Here is a 19,622-nt window from a genome sequence, read left to right as displayed (position 1 = left end):
TGATCTCACCGGGTGAAGCCGGGTGACGGTCGGCGTGAGCACCGCGAACGGCGGCGGAATCGTTGCCGACCGGGTACTCCGCTTGAGCCGTTCGGAGCACGTATGGTGGAGGGCGCATGTCATCGCCCGTTCATCGCCGAACGGTTCACGGAGGTGCCGCTGTGTCCGAACCCGCCCTGCCGCTTTCCGACGACGACACCACCGAGAAGGAACCCAGCGGGCTGATCGGATCGGCGCAGCGCGCGCTGCGCGTGCTCGAGATCGTGGCCGGCGCCGGTGACGGCATCGCGGCCAAGGCCGTGGCCCGGCGCGCCGGTTACAAGCTCTCGACCACCTACCACCTGCTCAACACGCTGGTCCACGAAGGCTATTTGATCCGCCTCGGCCACGGCCGCGGGTTCGGCCTCGGCTACAAGGTCGGCGGTCTCTACCACAGCCTGCTCGGCGAGCTCGACGTCGACCACCAGCTGCGCGACGGCCTGCACCAGCTGCACCTGCGCGTGAGCGCGCCCGCGTACTACACGGTCTTCCGCGACACCGACGTCGTCGTCGCGGCCGTCGCCGACTCGTCGGCGTTCCCGCGCGCGCAGCCGCTCGACTTCGGCTTCCACGAAGCCGCGCACGCCACGGCGTTCGGCAAGGTGATGCTGGCGTCGCTGCCCGCTCGCGAGCGCCGCGACTACCTCGCGGGCGCCGGCATGCCCCGCCTCACCGACCGCACCCGCGTGTCGTCGCGCGACCTCGAGACGGAGCTCGAAACCGTGGCGCGCTCGGGGATCGCGCTGGAGATCGAGGAATTCCAACCCCAGCTCGCGTGCGTGTCCGCGCCGGTGCTCGACACCGAGCAACGCGTGACGGGCGCGGTCGCGTTCTCCGTGCCGGTGCACCAGTTCGCCGACCGCCGCTCGGACCTCGAACGCGCCGCCCGCGCCGGGGCGGCGCACTTCTCGAAGTTGTTGTCCGCCAAGGACAACTGAAAATTAGACCGATCGGTCTACCGCAGCGACTCCCGGTTGGCCCCCTCGCGTTCGAGGAACCGGCCCTTGGTGTGCTCGCCGAACCCGAACTGCCGGTACAGCCCGTGCGCGTCGGCCGTGTGCAGCATCCAGCGCATGCCCGCGCCCGGGCCGTTGTCGATCACCTCGCGCACGATCTCCTTGCCCAGCCCCGAACCGCGCGCGTCCTCGACCACGAACACGTCGGCGAGGTAGGCCGACGTCACGCCGTCGGAGATCGCGCGCGCGAACCCGACCTGGCGGCCGGTGGCGCGCTCGTACGCGCCGACCACGCGCCAGGACCCGGCGACGGCCGCCTCGACCTGATCCCTGGTGCGCCAGCGGCCCCAGTAGGCCTCGGTGGAGAGGAATTTCCACAGCACGTCGAGGTCGAGCCGGCCGGGGTCGTCGTCGAGTTCGTAGTCGCCTGCGATCCGCATGCCCGCAAGTTACCAATCCGGCCGAAAGTAGGCGGGTACGCAGCCGGACCTGACCGCGGCTGGCGACTGTTCCCGCCGTGACTGTGGTCGGGTTGGTAACCAACAGCACAGTCAACGGGGCTTGAGCAGGTAGTCGACTACCGGCCGCAGCTCGTCGGCCGACGGCGGTTCGTCGTCGATCAGACCCTGGATCAGCAGACCGTCGATGCCGGCGAGGAACACGCGGAACGCGACCTCGTCGTCGTGGCGGACCATCGACGTGAGCACGTCGAGCCAGCGCCGCGCGGCCGGGCGCAGCTCGGGTTTGCGCGCGGCCAGCAGGTACAGCTCGTACTCGGCCATCGTGCGCCCGCGGCGCGGCCCGAGCGCCTCCGCGAGCAGGCCGGCCACCTCCTCGGCGCCGCGGCTGCCGCGTGAGCGGGCGCGGTCGATCATCCAGTAGACCTCGGTGGCCATGTCACGCGCGCAGGAGATGAGCGTGGCCACGAGCAGGTCGTCGAGCGAGGCGAAGTGGTACGTCGTCGACGCGGTGGGCACGTCGGCCTCCACGGCCACGGTGCGGTGCGTGACGCCGGCGACGCCGTCGCGCTCGATCACCCTCAGGGTGGCCGCGATGATCTCCGCGCGCCGCTTCTCGCCGCGCGCCTTGCGGCCGTCGACCTGGATCTTCACTGGTTGCTCCCGACCTCGATCAGCACCACCCCGCCGATCACGAGCACGAGCCCGCCGGCCATCACCAGGTTGATCGGTTCCTTGAGGAACAGGACCCCGATGATCGCCACGAGCGCCACGCCGACGGCGGCCCACACCGCGTACGCGATGCCGAGAGGCAACCCCGACTTCAGCACGCGGGAAAGTGCGAAGAACGCTACGCCGTACCCCACGGCGACCAGCACGGACGGCAAGACCTTCGTGAAGCCGTCGGAGAGCTTCAGGGAAACAGTGGCCGTCACTTCTGCGGCGATCGCCAAAGCGAGGTACAAGTAAGCACCCATGAGTACGAAACTACCTGAACGATCGTCTCACTAGCCAGCGAGGCGTGCACCACATCGGTGGGACTTGGGCGCTGCCAACCAGTTACCCATCAGTAAGAAGCGTTACCCTGCTCGGCACCGGGGCTGTGACCCGCGCACACGCACCGGCACCACCACACCGGACGAAAGGCACCCGACGATGGGCGCTGTAGAGCTGACGCTCGGGGGGATCTCGGTCCTCCTGGGCATCGTCGCCTGGGGACTGTTCATCGCCACCATCGCCCGCTTCGTGCGGGTGATCCGGCTGGGCCAGCCCGACCCGACGCGCAACGGACCGTTCATGCCGCGGCTCGGCACGTTGATCAAGGAGTTCGCCGCGCACACGCGCATGGCGAAGTTCCGTCAGGTCGCGCCGTGGCACTGGATGGTGATGTGGGGCTTCCTCATCGGGTCGCTCGCGCTGTTCGAGGCCTACGGCGAGGTGTTCGTGCCGACGTGGGGCTGGCCGGTCCTCGAGGACTGGTCGCTGTGGAGCCTGCTCATGGAGCTGCTCGGCGTGGCCACGATCGTCGGCGGCATCGGGCTGGTGCTCATCCGCCAGGCCAACCACCCCCGCCGCGCCGACCGGCAGTCGCGCTTCGCGGGCTCGAACTTCAAGTGGGCCTACTTCGTCGAGGCCGTGGTGATCATCGAGGGCATCGGCATCATCGGCGTGCGCGCGGCGAAGGCCGCGATGGGCGTGCACGAGACGCCGACGTGGGCCGCCTTCGTGTCCAACCCGCTGTCGCACGCGCTGCCTGCCAGCGCCGCTCTCGTGTCCGTGTTCGCGTTCATCAAGCTGATGAGCGCCACGGTGTGGCTGATCGTGGTGGCCCGCACGATGACCATGGGCATCGCGTGGCACCGGTTCAGCGCGTTCTTCAACATCTACTTCAAGCGCGAGGACGACGGCGGCGTCGCCCTCGGCGCGGTGAAGCCGATGATGAGCAAGGGCAAGGTGCTCGACCTCGAGGAAGCCGATCCGGACGAGGACACGTTCGGCGTCGGCAAGGTCGAGGACTTCAGCTGGAAGGGCTGGCTCGACTTCTCCACCTGCACCGAGTGCGGCCGCTGCCAGTCGCAGTGCCCCGCGTGGAACACGGGCAAGCCGCTGTCGCCGAAGCTGCTGATCACGCAGCTGCGCGACCACGCGTACGCGAAGGCGCCCTACCTGCTGGCCGGCGGCAAGCGCGACATGGCCGGAGACGAGATCGGCCTGACCGGCGACAACCCGCACGCCGGCATCGACGTGCTGGCGCTGGCCGAGTCGGAGCGCCCGCTCATCGGCGGCGCGGACGGTGCCGGTACTGGTGGCGTGATCGACCCCGACATGCTCTGGTCCTGCACTTCCTGTGGCGCGTGCGTCGAGCAGTGCCCGGTGGACATCGAGCACGTCGACCACATCGTGGACATGCGCCGCTACCAGGTGATGATCGAGTCGTCGTTCCCCACGGAGCTCAACGGCATGTTCAAGAACCTGGAGAACAAGGGCAACCCTTGGGGCCAGAACGCCAAGGACCGTCTCCAGTGGACGGAGGACCTCGACTTCGAGGTGCCGGTGTTCGACGGCGACCTGGGCGACGCGGAGTACCTGTTCTGGGTCGGCTGCGCCGGCGCGTTCGAAGACCGCGCGAAGAAGACCACGCGGGCCGTGGCCGAGCTGCTGCACATCGCGGGCGTGAAGTACACCGTGCTCGGCTCGGAGGAGTCGTGCACCGGCGACCCGGCGCGTCGCGCGGGCAACGAGTTCCTGTTCCAGATGCTGGCGCAGCAGAACGTCGAGGTGCTCAACTCGGTGTTCGAGGGTCGCGAGCACAAGGCGCGCAAGGTCGTGGTGACCTGCGCCCACTGCTTCAACACGCTCGCCAACGAGTACCCGGAGCTGGGCGGCCAGTTCGACGTCGTGCACCACACGCAGCTGCTCAACCGCCTGGTGCGCGAGAAGTACCTGACGCCGGTCGCGCCCGTCGCGGAGGACGTCACCTACCACGACCCGTGCTACCTGGGCCGCCACAACAAGGTCTACGACGCTCCGCGTGAGCTCGTCGGGGCTTCGGGCGCGAAGCTGCGCGAGATGCCCCGCCACGGCGACCGGTCCATGTGCTGCGGCGCCGGCGGCGCGCGGATGTGGATGGAGGAGAAGATCGGCAAGCGGATCAACGTCGAGCGCGTGGACGAGGCGCTCGGCACCGCGCCGTCGAAGATCGCGACCGGCTGCCCGTTCTGCCGCGTGATGCTCACCGACGGCGTCACCGCGCGCCAGAGCGACGGCATCGCGAGCGAGCGCGTGGAGGTCGTGGACGTGGCCCAGCTGCTGCTCACGGCCGTGAAGCGCAAGCCGGAACCGGCGCTGGTGGCGGCGGGCGCGCCGTCGCTCGAGGGCGAGTCGGACGCCGACCTCACGAGCGAGCCCGACGTGCCGACCGACGAGAAGGCGACCGGCACTCCGCTGCCGGACGAGGACAAATAGCCCGAATCAAACTGGAATGAACGCCCCTTTCACGATCAACAACGGTCGTGAAAGGGGCGTTCGGCCGTTCAGGACCCCGACATTTGTCATGGGAACAGTCGTGATTTACGGCCCGTGTGCGAATGCTCGCACAGCGAAACGATCACTTCATGCCATTTCGCAAGTCCGCGGTCGCCGCACTCGCCTTGTTCTCCCCGTTCGTCGCCGAGTTCCTCCTCGGTGACCAGTACCTCGCCGGGCCGCCCGAGCTCGGGCAGCAGCTCGGCATGTTCGCGATGTTCGTGGCGCTCTACGGCTCGGCCGCGGTGCTGATCCGCGAGATCGCGCGCCGCCGCGGCCGGGGCCGGCCGACGATCCTCACGCTCGCACTGGCCTTCGGTGTCGTCGAAGAAGGCCTGCTCACGCAGACGTTGTTCAACCCCCACTACCTGGGCCTCGACCTGCTGAGCCCCGCGCACATGCCGGTGCTCGGCATCGGTGGCCAGTGGACGGTGTTCGTGCTGACGCTGCACGTGGTCTGGAGCATCGCCTCGCCGATCGCGATCGCGGAGGCGTTCTTCGGGCGCGAGCCGTGGCTGCGCCGGCCGGGCACCGTGGCGTGGACCTGCGCGCTGCTCGTCGGCGCGGCGGGGACGTTCCTGGTGTCTCGCCTGTTGGGAACGACGCCGTTCCTGGCGGCACCGGGACAGCTGGTCGGCGCGGCCGTGGTGGCCGTCGCGCTCGTGCTGTTTGCCTTGCGCCTGCCGGTCCGAACCCTTGACACGCGGGGCTCGGCGTGGACCGGGTTCGCCGTCGGGCTCGCTGCGAGCACGGCGTTCCACCTGGTGGACAAGACCGCACTGCTCCATTCGTGGGGCACGGTCGCGCTCATGCTGACGCTCGAAGCAGCCGTATTCGCGTACGCTCTGCGCTCCCGCCCACCCGCGTTTTCCCTGGCAGCAGGCGCGCTCGTCACGTACTGCTGGGTCGGCCTGCTCACTGCCACCGCGAATCCCATCGCGCTGATCGAACAAATGGTCCTTGTGGTCACCACCCTGGTCATTTTGATCTTCGCCGCCCGAAGGGAAATTCCGGTAACCGTTTGACAGGAACGGCACCCGCGTACCGGAAATCGAACGAAAACGTTTACCGTGCACATTTTCTGCACCACTGGACCGGCTTCGTCACATTGCCGATGACGGACAGGACAACGGGCGTATTCTTCGGTTCCTCGCGACCGACGCCGCTTGCGGGAAACGAATTCGGCGACCGACCTGAGGGGGCGCGACGTGGTGAACGGGTACAGCGGACCTGGCTACACCGGCCACCCGGGCACACCCTTTCCGCCTTCCGGGCGAGTGAGCGTTGCGCCGGGCCGGACCCCCGAACCCGTTTGGCCGAGCGAAGCACCCGAGGAGTTCGCCGGCGAGCCCGTGGTGGGCGACGGCTGGGTCTCCGACCCGTCACCCGTCCCCGGCCCGCGCACCCTCGTCCGGCCGTACGTCCTCACCCGCGGCCGCACGCACTCCCGCCGCAACCTCGCCGTCGAAGCGCTCGTGAAGGCCAACGCCCAGGACCCGCGCTGGAACACGCCGCAGGTGAAGGGCGAGTTCCGGATCGTGCGGTCGCTGTGCCTGTACCCGCGGTCGGTGGCCGAGGTGGCCGCGACGCTGAGCGTTCCCCTCGGCGTCGCGCGGGTCCTGCTCGACGACCTGGCCGAGCTCGGCCTCGTGACGATCCACGCCCCGCAGCGCAAAGAGGACGGCCGGCCGGCGATCGCCTTGATGGAGCGCGTGCTTTCGGGTCTCAACCGACTCTGACCCACCCGCGCGGCTAGTCTTCTGCGCGTGAGCGAGCAAGAGGAATCGGGCGGCGAGAGCACCCTCACGGTGCTGCTGGCCGGCGGCGTGAACCTGGCCATCGCCATCCTGAAGCTGATCGCCGGGATCATCACCGGCTCGGGCGCGATGCTGTCGGAGGCCGCGCACTCCGTGGCCGACACGATCACCGAGGTCCTGCTGCTCACGGCGCTGAAGCGGTCGGAGCGCCCGGCCGACCGGGTCCACCCGTTCGGCTACGGCAAGGAGCGCTACTTCTGGTCGCTGCTCGCGGCCGTCTCGATCTTCGCCTCGGGCGCGATGTTCGCGTTGTACGAGGGCTTCACCACGGTGTTCGGCGAGAGCGAAGACCAGACGAGCCCGATCGTCGGCTACGCGGTGCTGGGCATCGCGTTCGTCCTCGAGGGCGTGTCGTGGCTGCAGGCGATCCGGCAGGTGCGCAAGGAGTCCCGGCAGGAGCGGCGTTCGTTCTTCACCTACCTGCGCATGATCGACGACCCCGCGCCGAAGACCGTGCTGTTCGAGGACTCGGCCGCGTTGATCGGCCTGCTGCTCGCGTTCGCCGGCATCGGGTTGCACCAGCTCACGGGTTCGTCGGTGTGGGACGGCATCGCGTCGATCCTCATCGGCCTGCTGCTGGCGTGCGTCGCGTATCTGCTGGGGCGCACCAACCGGGGCCTGCTCGTCGGCCGTCAGGCGGACCCGCGGATCGTGCGCGGAGTGCGTGACCACCTCGTGTCGGCACCGGAGATCGAGGCGCTGGTGGACCTGCAGACGATGCTGATGGGTACGGACCAGGTGCTGGTGTGCGCCCGCGTGGACTTCGACGACTCACTGGGGGCGGCCGACGTCGAGTTCGCGTGCGTGCGGATCGCCGGTGAGCTGACCGAGGGGTTCCACGACGTCACCGAGGTGTTCATCGAGCCGGTGCCGCGGTCGGATCCGAACCTGCGGGCGGCGGTGCTGGCGCGTTACGGTGACTTGACCGCGCAGCCGATCGAGGATTCCTAACGGGTTTCAGTACCCGAAGTCCTGCGTCCAGTACCAGCCGTTGGTGGTCACGCCGACGCCGAGCTTGGTCAGCGAGCAGTTGAGGATGTTCGCGCGGTGGCCGCTGGAGTTCATCCACAGCTGCATCACCTGCTTCGCGCTGGTCGCGCCCTTCGCGATGTTCTCGGCGCCCGGCTTGCTGTAGCCGGCGTCGCGGATGCGCTCGTCGAAGTGCTTGCCCTCGGGCGTGTCGTGGGAGAAGTAGTTGCGGGCCGACATGTCGTCGCTGTGGTCCTGCGCGGCCTGGTCGAGGTGGGGCTCCTCGGCGACGGGGTCGCAGCCGGCCTTGGCGCGCTCGTCGTTCACGAGGTCCACGACCTGGCCGGCCATCGACGGGTTCGTGGTGCGGGGCTGGGTGGTCGACGTCGGCGCGGTCGGCGGCTTCGGGGGCGCGGGGGCGTCGGAGCTCGAGGTGCCGGACGCGGTCGGCGGCGTCGGGCCGGGGCCGGCCGAAGCCGACGTCGTGGGGGCGGCCGAGCCGGACGCCGGGGTGCCACTCGTGCCGCCCGCGCCCGGGGCGGGGGTGCCGCCGCCCGGGGTGGACGACGAGGGCTGCTTCGCGTACGGATCGACCGGCGGCACGCCGGACAGCGGGTCGGACTGACCTACCACGACACTACCGAGTGTCGCCACGCTGGGTCTGTCGTGGAGCCACAGAGTCCCTCCAGCGGCGGAGAAACCGCCGAGAAGAACACTCAGTGACACCAAAACCACTCGACCGCGCGCACCAATGGGGGACACGGGCGAGGAAACTATCACGAACCGATTACGACCGTTACCCCCGAAAGGCGCAGTGCATTATTTGATCAAGCACCGGAAATGATCACGCGACGGCGGGGGTTTCCTGGTGCAGGGGGATGGTGATCTCCCGGTCCCGGACGCGGTCGTCGGCCGGCGGGAGACTCAACTCACGCTCGTGGCCTGCGGGTGACGCGCAGGAGGAGTGCGCCCGCGGCGAGGAGGGCGAGGCTGACCAACCCGTAGCTCGTCCGGTCGGGATCGGGGCCGGGGATCGGCGGTACTTGCGCGGTCGTTCGTGCGTGGGGGTCGATGATCCGGACGGTGGCGGCGGCGCGGACGGTGAGCGGGTTCGCGGCTTCGGGGTGAGCCGTGACTTCGACGGTGTCGGTGAGCGTGCCACCGCTGGGTGCGGTGGCGGTCCGGGTCCATTCGCGCCGGCTGCCGGGGTCGAGGTGGTGGCCGTCGAGCGTGAGCGGAGTGGTGCCGGTGTTGGCGGCGCTCACCAGGAAGGTGACGGTGTCGCCGGGGTTGGCCGTGGGGTCGGCGCGTTCGGTGAGGTTCAGAGCCGGGCGTGGGGTGGGTTGGGCTCGCTCGGGGGCAGTCGAGTTCTCGACGTCGGTGGTCGTGGTGGTGGTCGCCGTGAGCTGGTGGCCGCCGGGGTCTTGGGCGGTGGCGGTGGTTTCGGTGACGGCCGTCGTTTCGGCCGTGAGGGTGCAGGCGCGGAGGGTTTCGGTGCCGGGCTCGAGGCTCGGCAGCGTGAACGCGCAGGCCGGGTCGGCGGCGCGGACGGTCACGTCGTGCAGCTCGGCCTCTCCGGTGTTGCGGACGGTCGTCAGGTACGTCACGGGGTCACCGGGACGGATGGGCTGGTTGAGGTGATCGGTCGTGACGGCGAGCCCGGGGTGGATCACGGCGACGGGGTTGCTCGCCGTGGTGGTGATGGGGGCGCCGCGGGACGGGGTGGCGGTGACCTGCGTGGTGTCGGTGGTCGTACCGGTCGCGGTGGTGGTGCACGGGTAGCGCTGGATGCCGTTGACGGGAAGCGTCGCGAAAGTCCGCGTGCACTCCGGGGCCTGGGGGTCGGTGACGTGGACGTCGTGCAGTTCGGTGTCGCCGGTGTTGGTGAGGACGAGGTCGAAGCGCACGGAGTCGTCGGGGATGAAGGGACCTTCGGTGCGGGTTTTCGTGACGGTGAGTTTCGGCTGCAGCACCTCGAACGACGCTTGCGCTGATGTCGTCACCGTGCGCTGGGTCGGATCGGTGCCGGTGGCCTTGGTGGTACTGGTGAATCCGGCTTTGCCCGCGACGGTGGTGCAGGTGGAGGTCTCCTCGGCGTCGGGCGCGAGGGTGGCGACGTCGTGGGCACAGGCGGTGATGTGATCGTCCACAACGGACACTTTGGTGAGCGGGACATCGCCGACGTTCTTCACCAGCACGGAGAACGTGACGGTGTCGCCCTCGCGGACCTGGTACGGCTCGGCGTCGGTCATGATCGCGAGCTCGGGATGGATCACGTCGACGTTCGTGGTGCCGGAGGCGGTCACGGGGCGGGTCGTCGGGTCGTTGGCGGTGGCGTTGACAGTGGTGGTGAAGTCGTCGGGCGCGGCTTTGACCGTGCAGGTGTAGGTCGCGGCGGCGCCGGTCGCGAGTTGGTTCTCGGTGTGGGGGCAGCCCGTGAGGGTGATGTTCGTCAGCGGGGTGTCGCCGGTGTTGGCGACGGTCACGGTGATCGTGACGTCGTCGCCGGGTCGCGCTTGTGCTTGGGCGGCAACGGGTTTCACGGAGAGCGCCGGGTGGATCACGTCGATCTTCGCGTCGGCGGTCGCGGTGAGCGCCGGACCGGTCGTGGGGGCGCCGGTGACGCGGGCGGTGAGCACGGTGTCGTCGGCGGGGGCGGGTGAGGTGCAGTCGTAGGACTGGTTCGCCCCGGGGGCGAGGGTGGCGAAGGTCTTGGCGCACGCCGGCGTCCGGTCGTCGGTGACTCGCACGGCGGTGACGGGTGAGTCGCCGGTATTGGTGACGGTGAGTGTCGTGGTCACGGCGTCGCCGGCGCGGAAGGGACCGCCGTGCACGGTGCGGGTGAGCGAAAGGCCGGGGTGGACGACGATGAACGCGGCGTCGGCCGTCGCGGTGACGGTGCCGCCGAGCGGGTCGGTGGCGGTGACTTTCGCGGTGTTGGTGTAGCCATCGGGGCCGGCTGGCGCCGTGCAGGTGTAGTGGTCGGTGGCGCCGGGGGCGAGGGTGGTGCCGCCGGGGCGGGCGCAGGCCGGGGTCCTGTCGTCCGCAATGGACACCTTGGTGAGCGGGACGTCGCCGGTGTTGCTCACGGTGATCGTGAAGGTGACTTGGTCCCCCTCGCGCACTTGCTGCGGTTTGGCCGACTGGGTGATCGTGACGGCGGGGTGGATCACGTCGAGGTGCGCGTCGGCGGTCGCGGTGACCGGGCGGTTCGACGGGTCGGTGCCGGTGGCCTTCGCGGTGCTGGCGAGGTCGTCGCCGGCTGAGTGGGTACAGGTGTAGGTCTGTTTCGCTTGCGGGGCCAAGGTTCCGAGGCGTCGGGTGCATTCGGCTGCTGCCGGGTCTTCGATGGTGACGTCGTGCAGTTCGGTGTCGCCGGTGTTAATGGCGGTGATCGTGAACGTCGCCGGCTCGCCGGGCCTCGTGACCGTCGGCGCCACCATCTGCGTGACGGCGATGGCGGGGTGGATCACGTCGATGGCGGTTTCCGCGCTCGCCGTCACGAGCGGTCCCACCGGCGGGGTGGCGGTGACGGTGAGCGACTCGGTGACGTCGTCGGCCGGCGCCGTGGTGGTGCAGGTGAAGGTCCAGGTGGCGCCGGGTGCCAGGGTGTCGTGGTCCTGCGCGCAGGCGTCGGCGCGGGCTGCGGTGGTGACGTGCAGCTTCGTGAGCTGGGTGTCGCCGGTGTTCTTGACGGTGACCTGGAGCGGCATGCTGTCGTGCTCGCGGAAGGGTCCACCTTGGACGGTGCTGCCGAGGGTGACGGCCGGGTGCTGCACGGTGAACTTCGCGTCGGCCGAGGCCGTGACCGTGCGGGCGGTCGGGTCGGTTCCGGTGGCAGTCATGGAGTTGGTGAAGCCGTCGTTTCCGGCCACCGTGGTGCAGGTGAAGGTCTGTTTTCCTTGTGGTGCCAGGATTCCGAGCTGCTTCACGCAGTCGGGGACCTGGCTGCCGGTCACGGCGACCTCGTCCAGCTCGACGTCACCGGTGTTGCTCACCGTGACGCTGAAGGTCACGCGGTCCCCCTCGCGCACCTGCGCGGGCGCGGCGGATTCCGTGACCGCGACGGCGGGGTGGATGACGTCGACCGGCGCATCGGCCGTCACGCTGAGCGGTTTGCCCAGCTCATCCTTGCCGGTCGCGACGGCGGGGTCCGTGAAGTCGTCGCCCGGGGCCAGCAGGTCGCACTGGTAGGTCTGCGTGGCCTGCGGGGCGAGCGTGCCGAACTTCCGCACGCAGCCGGCTGTGCGATCGTCGGCCACGGCGACGTCGTCGAGCGGCGCGTCGCCGGTGTTCTTGAGCGTGACGGTGAAGGTCACGCGGTCCCCCTCGCGCACCTGCGCGGGCACGGCCGTCTTCGTCAGCGACAACGCCGGGTGGATCACCTTCACCGTGGCCGAGGCGGTGTCGGTGACGGGCTGGCCGGACCGGTCGGTGCCGGTCGCCGTCACCGTGTTCGTCGTGGTCAACGCCGGGTTCGCCACGCACGGGAAGCTCTGCTGCGCGCCGGCGGCGAGCACGCCGAACGTCCGCGAGCACTCCGGCGTGGTCGCATCGGTGACGACCACGGGGTTCAGCGGACTGTCGCCGGTGTTGCGCACCGTGATCGTCCAGGTCACCGGCTCACCGGCGTGGACCACGGCGGGGTCCACCGTCTTGGTGACGTCGAGCGCGGGCGCGATGAGGGGGACCTTGACGCCGGCGTTGGCCGTCACCGTCTTGCCCAGCGGATCGGTGCCGGCAACGGAAGCACTGGTGTCGGGCACCGGCGCCTTCGCCGTGCAGGTACCGGTGGTGTGCTGGCCCGGCGCCAGCGTCCCGATCGTGCGCGCGCACGGGCCGACCTTCGCATCCGTCACGGCCACGTCGTGGAGCGGGACGTCACCGGTGTTGGTGGCGGTGACCGTGAACGTCACCGGGTCGCCGGCGCGATAAGCCGGCTTGTCGACCTGCTGCGCGAGCGTGATCGCCGGGTGCACGACGTCGACGCGAGTGGTGGCGCTGCCGTCGAGTGCGTCACCGAGCGTGCTGGTGCCGGTGACCTTCGCGGCGCTCGTGACGTCGTCGTCCGGGGCGGTCACCGTGCACTGGTAACCCGTGGTCGCGCCCGCGGCGAGCTCGCCGATCTTCTTGGCACAGGCGGGAAAACGCTCGTCGGTCACCTCGACGCCGGTGGCGGCGGTGTCGTTCGGGTTGGTGACGCCGACCGTCACGGTGACCTGGTCGCCGGCGTGCGCGCGCGGCGGATCGGCGTGGGTCACGAGCTGCAGATCCGGCACGGGGACGGAGAACACGAGGTTCTGCGCGACGAAATCGTCGCCGGCGGTGCTGAACGCGAGCTTCGCGCTGGTCGCACCACTGGGCACGGCGTCGCTGCTGAACGCCTTCGCGTCGATGCCGAAGGTGTTCTTGACGTCGGGTTTCGCGGCGTTGTCGGTGCTGGCGACGAAGAAGTTGTCCGACGCGCCGGTGCCGGGTTCGGCGACGGGTTTGTCGTTGATCAGAAAGCGGTCACCGGCCGTGCCCCAGTCGCCGCCTTCGGCGGTAACCCCGACGTGGGCGTCGGCCGAGGCCGCGCGGAAACCGGTGACGGTGGTGGTCGTGGCGGGACCGTTCGCGCCCTGCGGCACGTGGCCGTCGTACACGTAAATCGCGCGCTTGGCCGGCGCGTACTGCGGATCGCGCGCGGGGTAGGAGAAGACGATCGCGACCGACCAGCCCCCGCCGCACCCGCGGCCGGCGGTGGTCCAGACGTTGGCCGCGGTGAGGGTGAGCGGCGCGCCGGTCGGGGCCGTCGCGAACTGACCGGTCACGTCGGCGTAGGCGGAGTAGAACTTGGCGTCCTCGGCGTAGGACCCGGGCGTGACATCGGCTTTGGCTGCGCCGACCGAGAACCGAACGGCCTGGGTGTTCGGCGCGCCGGCGGGGCTCGTGCACCCCGTCCTCGTGCCACCCCAGCTCAGCCGCGCGAACGCAACCTTCGCGCCCGGCGGAATCGTGACCGACGCGGTGGAAGAGTCGAACGTGCTCGCGTCGGAGTCCACATCGGACCATCGCAGTGCGAAATCGGCGGCGGGCTTTTTCGTCTCGCGATTGGCGGCTTTCGCGCAGTCGGCGTCACTCGGCGTGCACTCGACCACACTGTTGCCGGCGTAGAGGAAATCGCCGTACACCACTTGGTGGTAATTCTGCTGCAATCCCTTGACGGTGTCCGCGTGCGCCGGCACGACAAAAGTGGCCAGGAGGCCGAGTACCGCGAGCAGACGTTTCCCGGCCGAGCCCATGTCCGCGAGCTTTCCACGAACCGGTGAACGAATCGCGTTTTCCAACCCGGCCGTGGCCGCAACTCACTCCAGCGAGCGACTGGTGAGGCGCAAGGTCGACTCGTGGGTGACGGCCGCGGCTCTTTCGAGGAACCCGATCACCGTTCGGAGTTCACTTTCGGAGTAGTCGTTCGCCAGCTCGCGCGTCGCGGCCACGATGTGGTCCCACAGCGACACGGCGCGCTCGATCGTCTCCTCCTCGACACCCACGAGCACCTTCCGCCGATCGTCCGGGTGGGGGGAGCGGGTGACCATCTGCTTGCGCTCGAGCCGGTCGATCAGCGCGGTGATCGACGCCGGCGCCAGGCCCGCGTACTCCGCGAGCTCCTTCGGCGTGAGCGGACCGAGGCGCGCGACGTAGTCGAGCACCTTGCTCTCCACCGCGGAGAGGTCGCGCAGGATCCCGATCGCGGTGTGGAACATGACCGTCTCCGTGGACAGCTCCCGCGACTTGAGCAGCAGCTCGTCGACCAGCTTCTCGTGCTCGGTTGACACGACGGTCAGCCTAGCGCATCATTCGATCACCGGAATTATTCGATACATCGAAATATTCGAGACGGTGAACTATACGAGGGGGCGAAGGATGTCGCGGGTGTTGATCGCGGGCGGGGGTATCGCGGGCACGATCACGGCGATCGCGCTGCACGAGGTGGGCCACGAGCCGGTGCTGTTCGAGGCGTACGACCGCACGGCCGAGGGAGTCGGCGCGTTCCTCACGCTGGCCGTCAACGGGCTCGACGCGCTGGCGCCGCTGGGGCTGAAAGACCTGGTCAAAGGCTTGGGCTTCGACACACCGAGAATGAGCATCGGGCTCCGCGACGGAAACCGGCTGGCCGAGTTCCCGCTGGGCGGCCCGTTGCCCGACGGCACGGTGAGCCAGACCGTGCGCCGCTCGGACCTCTACGTCGCGCTGCGCGAGGAGGCCACCCGACGCGGGGTGCGCACTGAGTTCGGCCGGCGGCTCGCGGACGCTTCACAGACGTCGTCCGAGGTCACCGCCGTGTTCGCGGACGGCTCGACGGAGGCCGGCGACCTGCTGATCGGTGCCGACGGCCTGCGCTCGAGGGTGCGCCGGATCCTCGACCCGGCCGCGCCGGTGCCGCGCTACGTCCCGCTGCTCAACACGGGCGGTTTCACCACGGGCGTGCGTCTCGACGACGAGCCGGGCGTGATGCACATGGTGTTCGGCCGCAAGGTGTTCTTCGCCCACGTCGTGCACCCGGACGGGTCGGTGTGGTGGTTCGCCAACGTCCCGCGCGCGACCGAGCCGACCCCGTCGTCACCGGTCCCGAACGGCGCCCCGTGGCGCGCCGACCTGCTCGCCCTGGTGCGCGGCGACCGCACCCGCGCCGCCGAGATCATCGGCGCCACCGAGCACCTCTACACCCCGTGGCCGACCTACGACTTCCCCTCCGTGCCGATCTGGCACCGCGGCCGCATCGGCATCATCGGCGACGCCGCCCACGCGACCTCCCCGGCAGCCGGCCAGGGCGCGTCGATGGCCATCGAGGACGCCGTCACGCTCGCACGGTGCCTCCGCGACGTCACAGATCCGGCCGCTGCGCTGTCCACGTTCGAAAGACTCCGCCGCTCCCGGGTGGAAGCCGTGGTGGCCCGGGGAAAACGCAACGGCGACGACAAATCACCAGGCTTCCTCGGCCGCGTCGCCCGCGACTTCTTCATCCGGCGCGCCCTGAAGCACCCCGGCGGCGCCGACCCCAACGCGTTCATGTGGAACCACCGCATCGACTGGGCGGCTCCGGTGTCGGCCTAACGCCAGGTATCCGCGCGGTCGACACCCCTGCACTCCCAACCCGGCCGCGTCCCGCGCCACGCACTCCGGACGCGGCATCCGGGCGTTTCAGGTGCCGCCCGCCCGGGTCGCCACATCGAGTGGGCGCCGCGTGGGGCGGTCTAGCGCCAGGTGTCCACGCGGTGGAAGTTCTTGTACGCCCGGCTCGGCGTCGGGCCGCGCTGGCCCTGGTAGCGGGAGCCCGCTTCCTTCGAGCCGTACGGGAACTCCGCCGAACTGGACAGGCGGAAGATGCACAGCTGGCCGATCTTCATGCCAGGCCATAGCGTGATCGGCAGGTTCGCGACGTTCGACAGCTCCAGCGTGATGTGCCCCGAGAAGCCGGGGTCGATGAACCCCGCGGTCGAGTGCGTTAGCAACCCCAGCCGCCCCAGCGACGACTTGCCTTCGAGCCGGCCCGCGAGGTCGTCGGCCAACGTGACCATCTCGTAGGTCGACCCGAGCACGAACTCGCCCGGGTGCAGCACGAAGGGCTCCTCGCCCTCCTTCTCCACCAGCGAGGTCAGCTCGTCCTGCTGCAGCTGCGGGTCGATGTGGGTGTACTTGCTGTTGTCGAACACCCGGAAGAACCGATCCAGCCGCACATCAATGCTCGACGGCTGCACCATCGCGGCATCAAACGGATCAATCCCGAGCCGGCCGGCATCGAGCTCTTTGCGGAGGTCACGGTCACTGAGCAGCACGGACGCAGCCTAACGTCACCACGGCGCCGACCCACCATCCGCCCATTCCCGACGATCTCCGCGCCCACCGAACCCGCCGCTCCCAGCCGGGTCCACCCCGCTCTTGCCCCACGCCCCGCGAGGCTCCCGCGCCTTCAGCCCCGAAACGGTCAGCTCAGGCAGCGCGCTCGTCACTCCCATACGACGTATCCACCTTGAACACCTCATGCACCCGCTTCAAATACCGTCGCCGCCCCAGCCCACCAAGCAGCTCCTGCAGCGCCGTCGCCCCTGGAATGAACCGCCGGGCCGTCTCCGCCGCGAAGTTCACCCCTGCCACCGCCACGACCGCGGCCTGCGCAACCGGGTCGTCCGGCAGCTCCAGAAAATCGGCGTTCTCCTTGCCCAGCACCAGCCGGCTGATCGCCGAATGCACCGAGACGTTCACATGCGCCAGCACCTTGCCCGCCGCCCCACGCCCCTCACCGATCGCGGCGTGGCTCTCGACGAGGGCCTTGGCCAGGCGTTTCGAGTCGTCGTCGGGGATGAACTCGGTCGCGGCGAGGAGCCAGAGCAGCCGCCAGGCGTCGTCCTCGTCGGCGGGCAGGAGTTCCTCGTCGACGCCCATCAGCCAGCCGATGTAGCGCCACAGGTGCAGGATGTCCGCGCGCTCGCGCTCGGTGTAGCGGACGCCGAGCAGCTGCGTGCCGAAGACGTAGACCAGCGAGAACAGCAGCAGCGTGCCCGCGGTCTGGACCTGGTTGACGGGCCGGTCCCACTGCTCGTAGTCCCAGTCGTCGCGCTGGTTCATCGCCCGCCGCACGTGCGCGTGCACCAGGCGGACCCGCACCGCCGCCCTGAACCCGGCCGCGTTCCGCGCCATCGCTCCGGGCGTGGTGACGTCGATCCACCACGCGGCCGTCTCCACCAGCCGCTTGGGCGCCCGGTACTCGATCTCCCCGGTCCCCACCAACGCCTTCGTCGCCCGGGACGCCAGATACCCGCCCATCAAGGACATGTCGCCCAGCGGAAACAACCCCAGCAACCCCGCGCGCGTGATCGCCCGCGCCCCCCGCTCCAGCCTCGCGCGATCCACCCAATACGGCGTCGCCTCGACACCCGCCATGAACTCCCGCAGCTCAACGCCGGTTTCTTCCCCGACCCCACGCACCAACGCCCGCTCGAACCGCGCCCGGTTCCCGGCATCCCGCCCGAACCACTCCACCAACGCATCCGCCGGCGCGTCCTGCCGCTGCGCGAACTCCCGCAGCCGCTGCACCTGCTCATCCCCAGCGCGCAACCCCTCGACCCCGCGCAACCGCGCGACCAGCCGAATCCCGCCCTGCCGGAACAACACCGGGTCGTCCACCACATCCACCTCCGGCGCCGCCACCCGTCCGACAACAAGTGTTGTCACTTGCCCCCGGCGCCGTCAACCCACGCCCCACTGGACACACCGGCCACGCCCCCGTGTAAGCTGGCCAGGCACTGCGGATGTAGTTCAATGGTAGAACATCAGCTTCCCAAGCTGAATACGCGGGTTCGATTCCCGTCATCCGCTCTCATGCGAAAGCCCCAGGTCACACGGTGTCTACTGTGGACCTGGGGCTTTCGTTTTGTCTCACTTGCATTTCTCGCGTGCCATTAATGTGCCATTAGCCGACCGGAACCGGTAGGCCGTCCCCACCTTCGTCGTCTTCCGGCTCGATGCCCTTGCGGTGCCGGTCGACGAGCCGGGACAGCCGGTCTGCGATCTGCTGGTCGGCGTCGCTGGTCGCCCGCTGGTAGATCAGGGCCGCCCGCATGTCGTCGTGCCCCATGCGCGCCATCAGGTCCTTGGTCGAGGTGCCGGCCTTGGACGCCCAGATGTTCCCCGCGTGCCGCAGGTCGTGGAAGTGCAGCCCCTTCAGGCCCATCTTCTCCACCACCTCCGTCCACCGGGTCCGCTGGCTGAAGTTCGGCCGGCGGACCGCATGACCAGCTCGTTCCCCGGTGAAAAGCAGCGCGTCCTGCGGCCGCTTGACCCAGGTCTTGAGGTGCTGAACCAGGTCAGGCCGGACGGCCGCTGGAATGATCACCGTGCGCACACCCGCCCGCGACTTGGGCGGCCCGACGACGAGCCCACGGCCGGGAACTTCGACCATCGCCCGCGACACTCGGACCCAAGCCGCATCCTCGGCGACGTCGCACCGGCGCAGGGCGGTCACCTCACCCCAACGCAGCGAACCGAACGCAGCGAGTAGCACCAGCGCACGGAACCGCTCCGGCATGCGACTGGCCAAGTCGAACACCTGCGGCACCGTGAGCACCGGCCGTTCGTCTGGGTTCTCCCGGTCAGCGCCCCGAACGCGGCATGGGTTTCGCATGAGGATCTTGTCTTCGTCCACCGCCGTGTTCAGGATCGCGCGCAGCAAGCGGTACGACTTGGCCGTCACCGACTCCGAAACGCCCGCCGCCAACCGATCCGACCGCCACTGCCTCACCAAGGCCGGGGAGAGCTTGCCCAACTCCACCCCACCGAGACCGGGATCGATGTGCTTGCGCAGCAGCCACTTGTACAGCTCGACCGTGCGCGGGCGCAGTCCCGGCCGTTCAGTGATCCACTGGCCCGCGTAGTCGCGGAGCTTGCGCTTCGCCCGTTCCGGGTCGATCCAGTCGCCGTGCGCGATCTGCGTTTCGACCTCGGACAGCCAACGTTCCGCCGTCCGCTTCGTCTCGAAGGTGTTGGGCGCCGTCCTCGTGATGCCATCCGGCCCGGGATATCGGGCCTGCCAGCGACCCGAGGGCAGTTGCCGAACACTTCCGAACCCTCGGTGCCCATGCTTGTTTGCCATTTCAGGCCGCCCTTCCGAGATCTCGGCGAACCGAAGCGCGGGTGATCGGCTCGACGCGTCCCAATTGCATGAATTCCTCCAGATCGGCCACCGCCAGCCGTACGTGCGCGCCGGCCTTGTGGAAGGCGATCCGTCGTTCCGCGATGAGCCGCCGCACGAAGCGGACGCCGGTGTTCAGGTACTCGGCCGCCTCGTCGACCGTCAGGTACTTCGTCTCCATCCGTTC

16 protein-coding genes, 1 tRNA gene and 1 pseudogene are annotated in these 19,622 nt (G+C 69.4%); 7 read left to right on the top strand and 11 right to left on the bottom strand.

All coding sequences use genetic code 11. The features are described 5' to 3' along the window. Positions 1–161 precede the first annotated feature (161 nt). Entirely contained in the window at positions 162–977 is an 816-nt protein-coding gene (locus tag AB0K15_RS24145; protein WP_364054434.1) for an IclR family transcriptional regulator, read from the top strand. A 17-nt stretch (positions 978–994) separates the two neighbouring features. On the opposite strand, the gene AB0K15_RS24140 is transcribed toward AB0K15_RS24145, so the two are convergent. From AB0K15_RS24140 to AB0K15_RS24130, 3 genes are all read right to left on the bottom strand, one after another. Continuing rightward, on the bottom strand, positions 995–1,435 hold the full coding sequence (locus tag AB0K15_RS24140) for a GNAT family N-acetyltransferase (RefSeq protein WP_364054431.1): 441 nt from the start codon (positions 1,433–1,435) through the stop codon (positions 995–997). A 111-nt stretch (positions 1,436–1,546) separates the two neighbouring features. After that, entirely contained in the window at positions 1,547–2,107 is a 561-nt protein-coding gene (locus tag AB0K15_RS24135) for a TetR family transcriptional regulator (protein ID WP_364054429.1), read from the bottom strand. After that, positions 2,104–2,430, bottom strand: a complete 327-nt coding sequence (locus AB0K15_RS24130) for a multidrug efflux SMR transporter (protein WP_364054426.1) — start codon at positions 2,428–2,430, stop codon at positions 2,104–2,106. The genes AB0K15_RS24135 and AB0K15_RS24130 overlap by 4 nt, the downstream gene beginning before the upstream one ends. A 178-nt stretch (positions 2,431–2,608) precedes the next feature. Between AB0K15_RS24130 and AB0K15_RS24125 the strand changes: the two genes are divergently transcribed. From AB0K15_RS24125 to AB0K15_RS24110, 4 genes are all read left to right on the top strand, one after another. Beyond that, entirely contained in the window at positions 2,609–4,918 is a 2,310-nt protein-coding gene (locus tag AB0K15_RS24125) for a (Fe-S)-binding protein (protein ID WP_364054423.1), read from the top strand. A gap of 149 nt (positions 4,919–5,067) precedes the next feature. Beyond that, complete coding sequence (locus tag AB0K15_RS24120) at positions 5,068–6,003, top strand: hypothetical protein (protein ID WP_364054420.1); 936 nt, start codon at positions 5,068–5,070, stop codon at positions 6,001–6,003. 252 nt (positions 6,004–6,255) lie between these two features. After that, positions 6,256–6,717: a DUF742 domain-containing protein gene (locus AB0K15_RS24115; RefSeq protein ID WP_364054417.1), complete on the top strand. Its 462-nt coding sequence runs from the start codon at positions 6,256–6,258 to the stop codon at positions 6,715–6,717. A 27-nt stretch (positions 6,718–6,744) separates the two neighbouring features. Beyond that, the gene (locus tag AB0K15_RS24110) at positions 6,745–7,746 is read left to right on the top strand and encodes a cation diffusion facilitator family transporter (RefSeq protein WP_364054414.1); all 1,002 of its coding nucleotides are present in this window, start codon (positions 6,745–6,747) and stop codon (positions 7,744–7,746) included. Positions 7,747–7,752: 6 nt separating this feature from the next. Here the strand turns inward: AB0K15_RS24110 and AB0K15_RS24105 are convergent, their stop codons facing one another. The 3 genes from AB0K15_RS24105 to AB0K15_RS24095 all read right to left on the bottom strand — a co-directional run bounded on the left by AB0K15_RS24105 (position 7,753) and on the right by AB0K15_RS24095 (position 14,582). Further along, entirely contained in the window at positions 7,753–8,499 is a 747-nt protein-coding gene (locus AB0K15_RS24105) for a CAP domain-containing protein (protein ID WP_364054687.1), read from the bottom strand. A 194-nt stretch (positions 8,500–8,693) separates the two neighbouring features. Next, positions 8,694–14,048 (bottom strand): hypothetical protein, encoded by a 5,355-nt coding sequence (locus AB0K15_RS24100; RefSeq protein WP_364054411.1) that lies wholly within the window; start codon positions 14,046–14,048, stop codon positions 8,694–8,696. 63 nt (positions 14,049–14,111) lie between these two features. After that, on the bottom strand, positions 14,112–14,582 hold the full coding sequence (locus AB0K15_RS24095; protein WP_364054408.1) for a MarR family transcriptional regulator: 471 nt from the start codon (positions 14,580–14,582) through the stop codon (positions 14,112–14,114). Positions 14,583–14,670: 88 nt separating this feature from the next. Between AB0K15_RS24095 and AB0K15_RS24090 the strand changes: the two genes are divergently transcribed. Continuing rightward, positions 14,671–15,861: an FAD-dependent monooxygenase gene (locus tag AB0K15_RS24090; RefSeq protein WP_364054405.1), complete on the top strand. Its 1,191-nt coding sequence runs from the start codon at positions 14,671–14,673 to the stop codon at positions 15,859–15,861. A gap of 140 nt (positions 15,862–16,001) precedes the next feature. Here AB0K15_RS24090 and dcd read toward each other — a convergent pair whose 3' ends face one another. Together dcd and AB0K15_RS24080 are read right to left on the bottom strand one after the other, a co-directional pair. Next, positions 16,002–16,583, bottom strand: a complete 582-nt coding sequence (dcd, locus tag AB0K15_RS24085; RefSeq protein ID WP_220245217.1) for a dCTP deaminase — start codon at positions 16,581–16,583, stop codon at positions 16,002–16,004. A 154-nt stretch (positions 16,584–16,737) separates the two neighbouring features. After that, positions 16,738–17,934, bottom strand: coding sequence for an oxygenase MpaB family protein (locus AB0K15_RS24080; RefSeq protein WP_364054684.1), 1,197 nt, complete (start codon positions 17,932–17,934; stop codon positions 16,738–16,740). Between the two features lie 118 nt (positions 17,935–18,052). Here AB0K15_RS24080 and AB0K15_RS24075 point away from each other — a divergent pair. Next, positions 18,053–18,123 (top strand) — tRNA-Gly (locus AB0K15_RS24075). A 94-nt stretch (positions 18,124–18,217) separates the two neighbouring features. Here AB0K15_RS24075 and AB0K15_RS24070 read toward each other — a convergent pair. The 3 genes and pseudogenes from AB0K15_RS24070 to AB0K15_RS24060 all read right to left on the bottom strand — a co-directional run bounded on the left by AB0K15_RS24070 (position 18,218) and on the right by AB0K15_RS24060 (position 19,616). Continuing rightward, positions 18,218–19,069: a site-specific integrase gene (locus AB0K15_RS24070; protein ID WP_364054681.1), complete on the bottom strand. Its 852-nt coding sequence runs from the start codon at positions 19,067–19,069 to the stop codon at positions 18,218–18,220. 18 nt (positions 19,070–19,087) lie between these two features. After that, positions 19,088–19,396: pseudogene (locus tag AB0K15_RS24065) on the bottom strand (site-specific integrase); the annotation flags it as partial. 1 nt (position 19,397) lies between these two features. After that, positions 19,398–19,616 (bottom strand): excisionase family DNA-binding protein, encoded by a 219-nt coding sequence (locus tag AB0K15_RS24060; RefSeq protein WP_344856989.1) that lies wholly within the window; start codon positions 19,614–19,616, stop codon positions 19,398–19,400. Positions 19,617–19,622: the final 6 nt, after the last annotated feature.

This window comes from Amycolatopsis sp. NPDC049253, from assembly GCF_040678995.1.
GTDB lineage: Bacteria > Actinomycetota > Actinomycetes > Mycobacteriales > Pseudonocardiaceae > Amycolatopsis.
The sequence above is the reverse complement of the archived record's forward strand: the minus strand, read 5'-3'. Positions and strand labels throughout refer to the sequence as shown.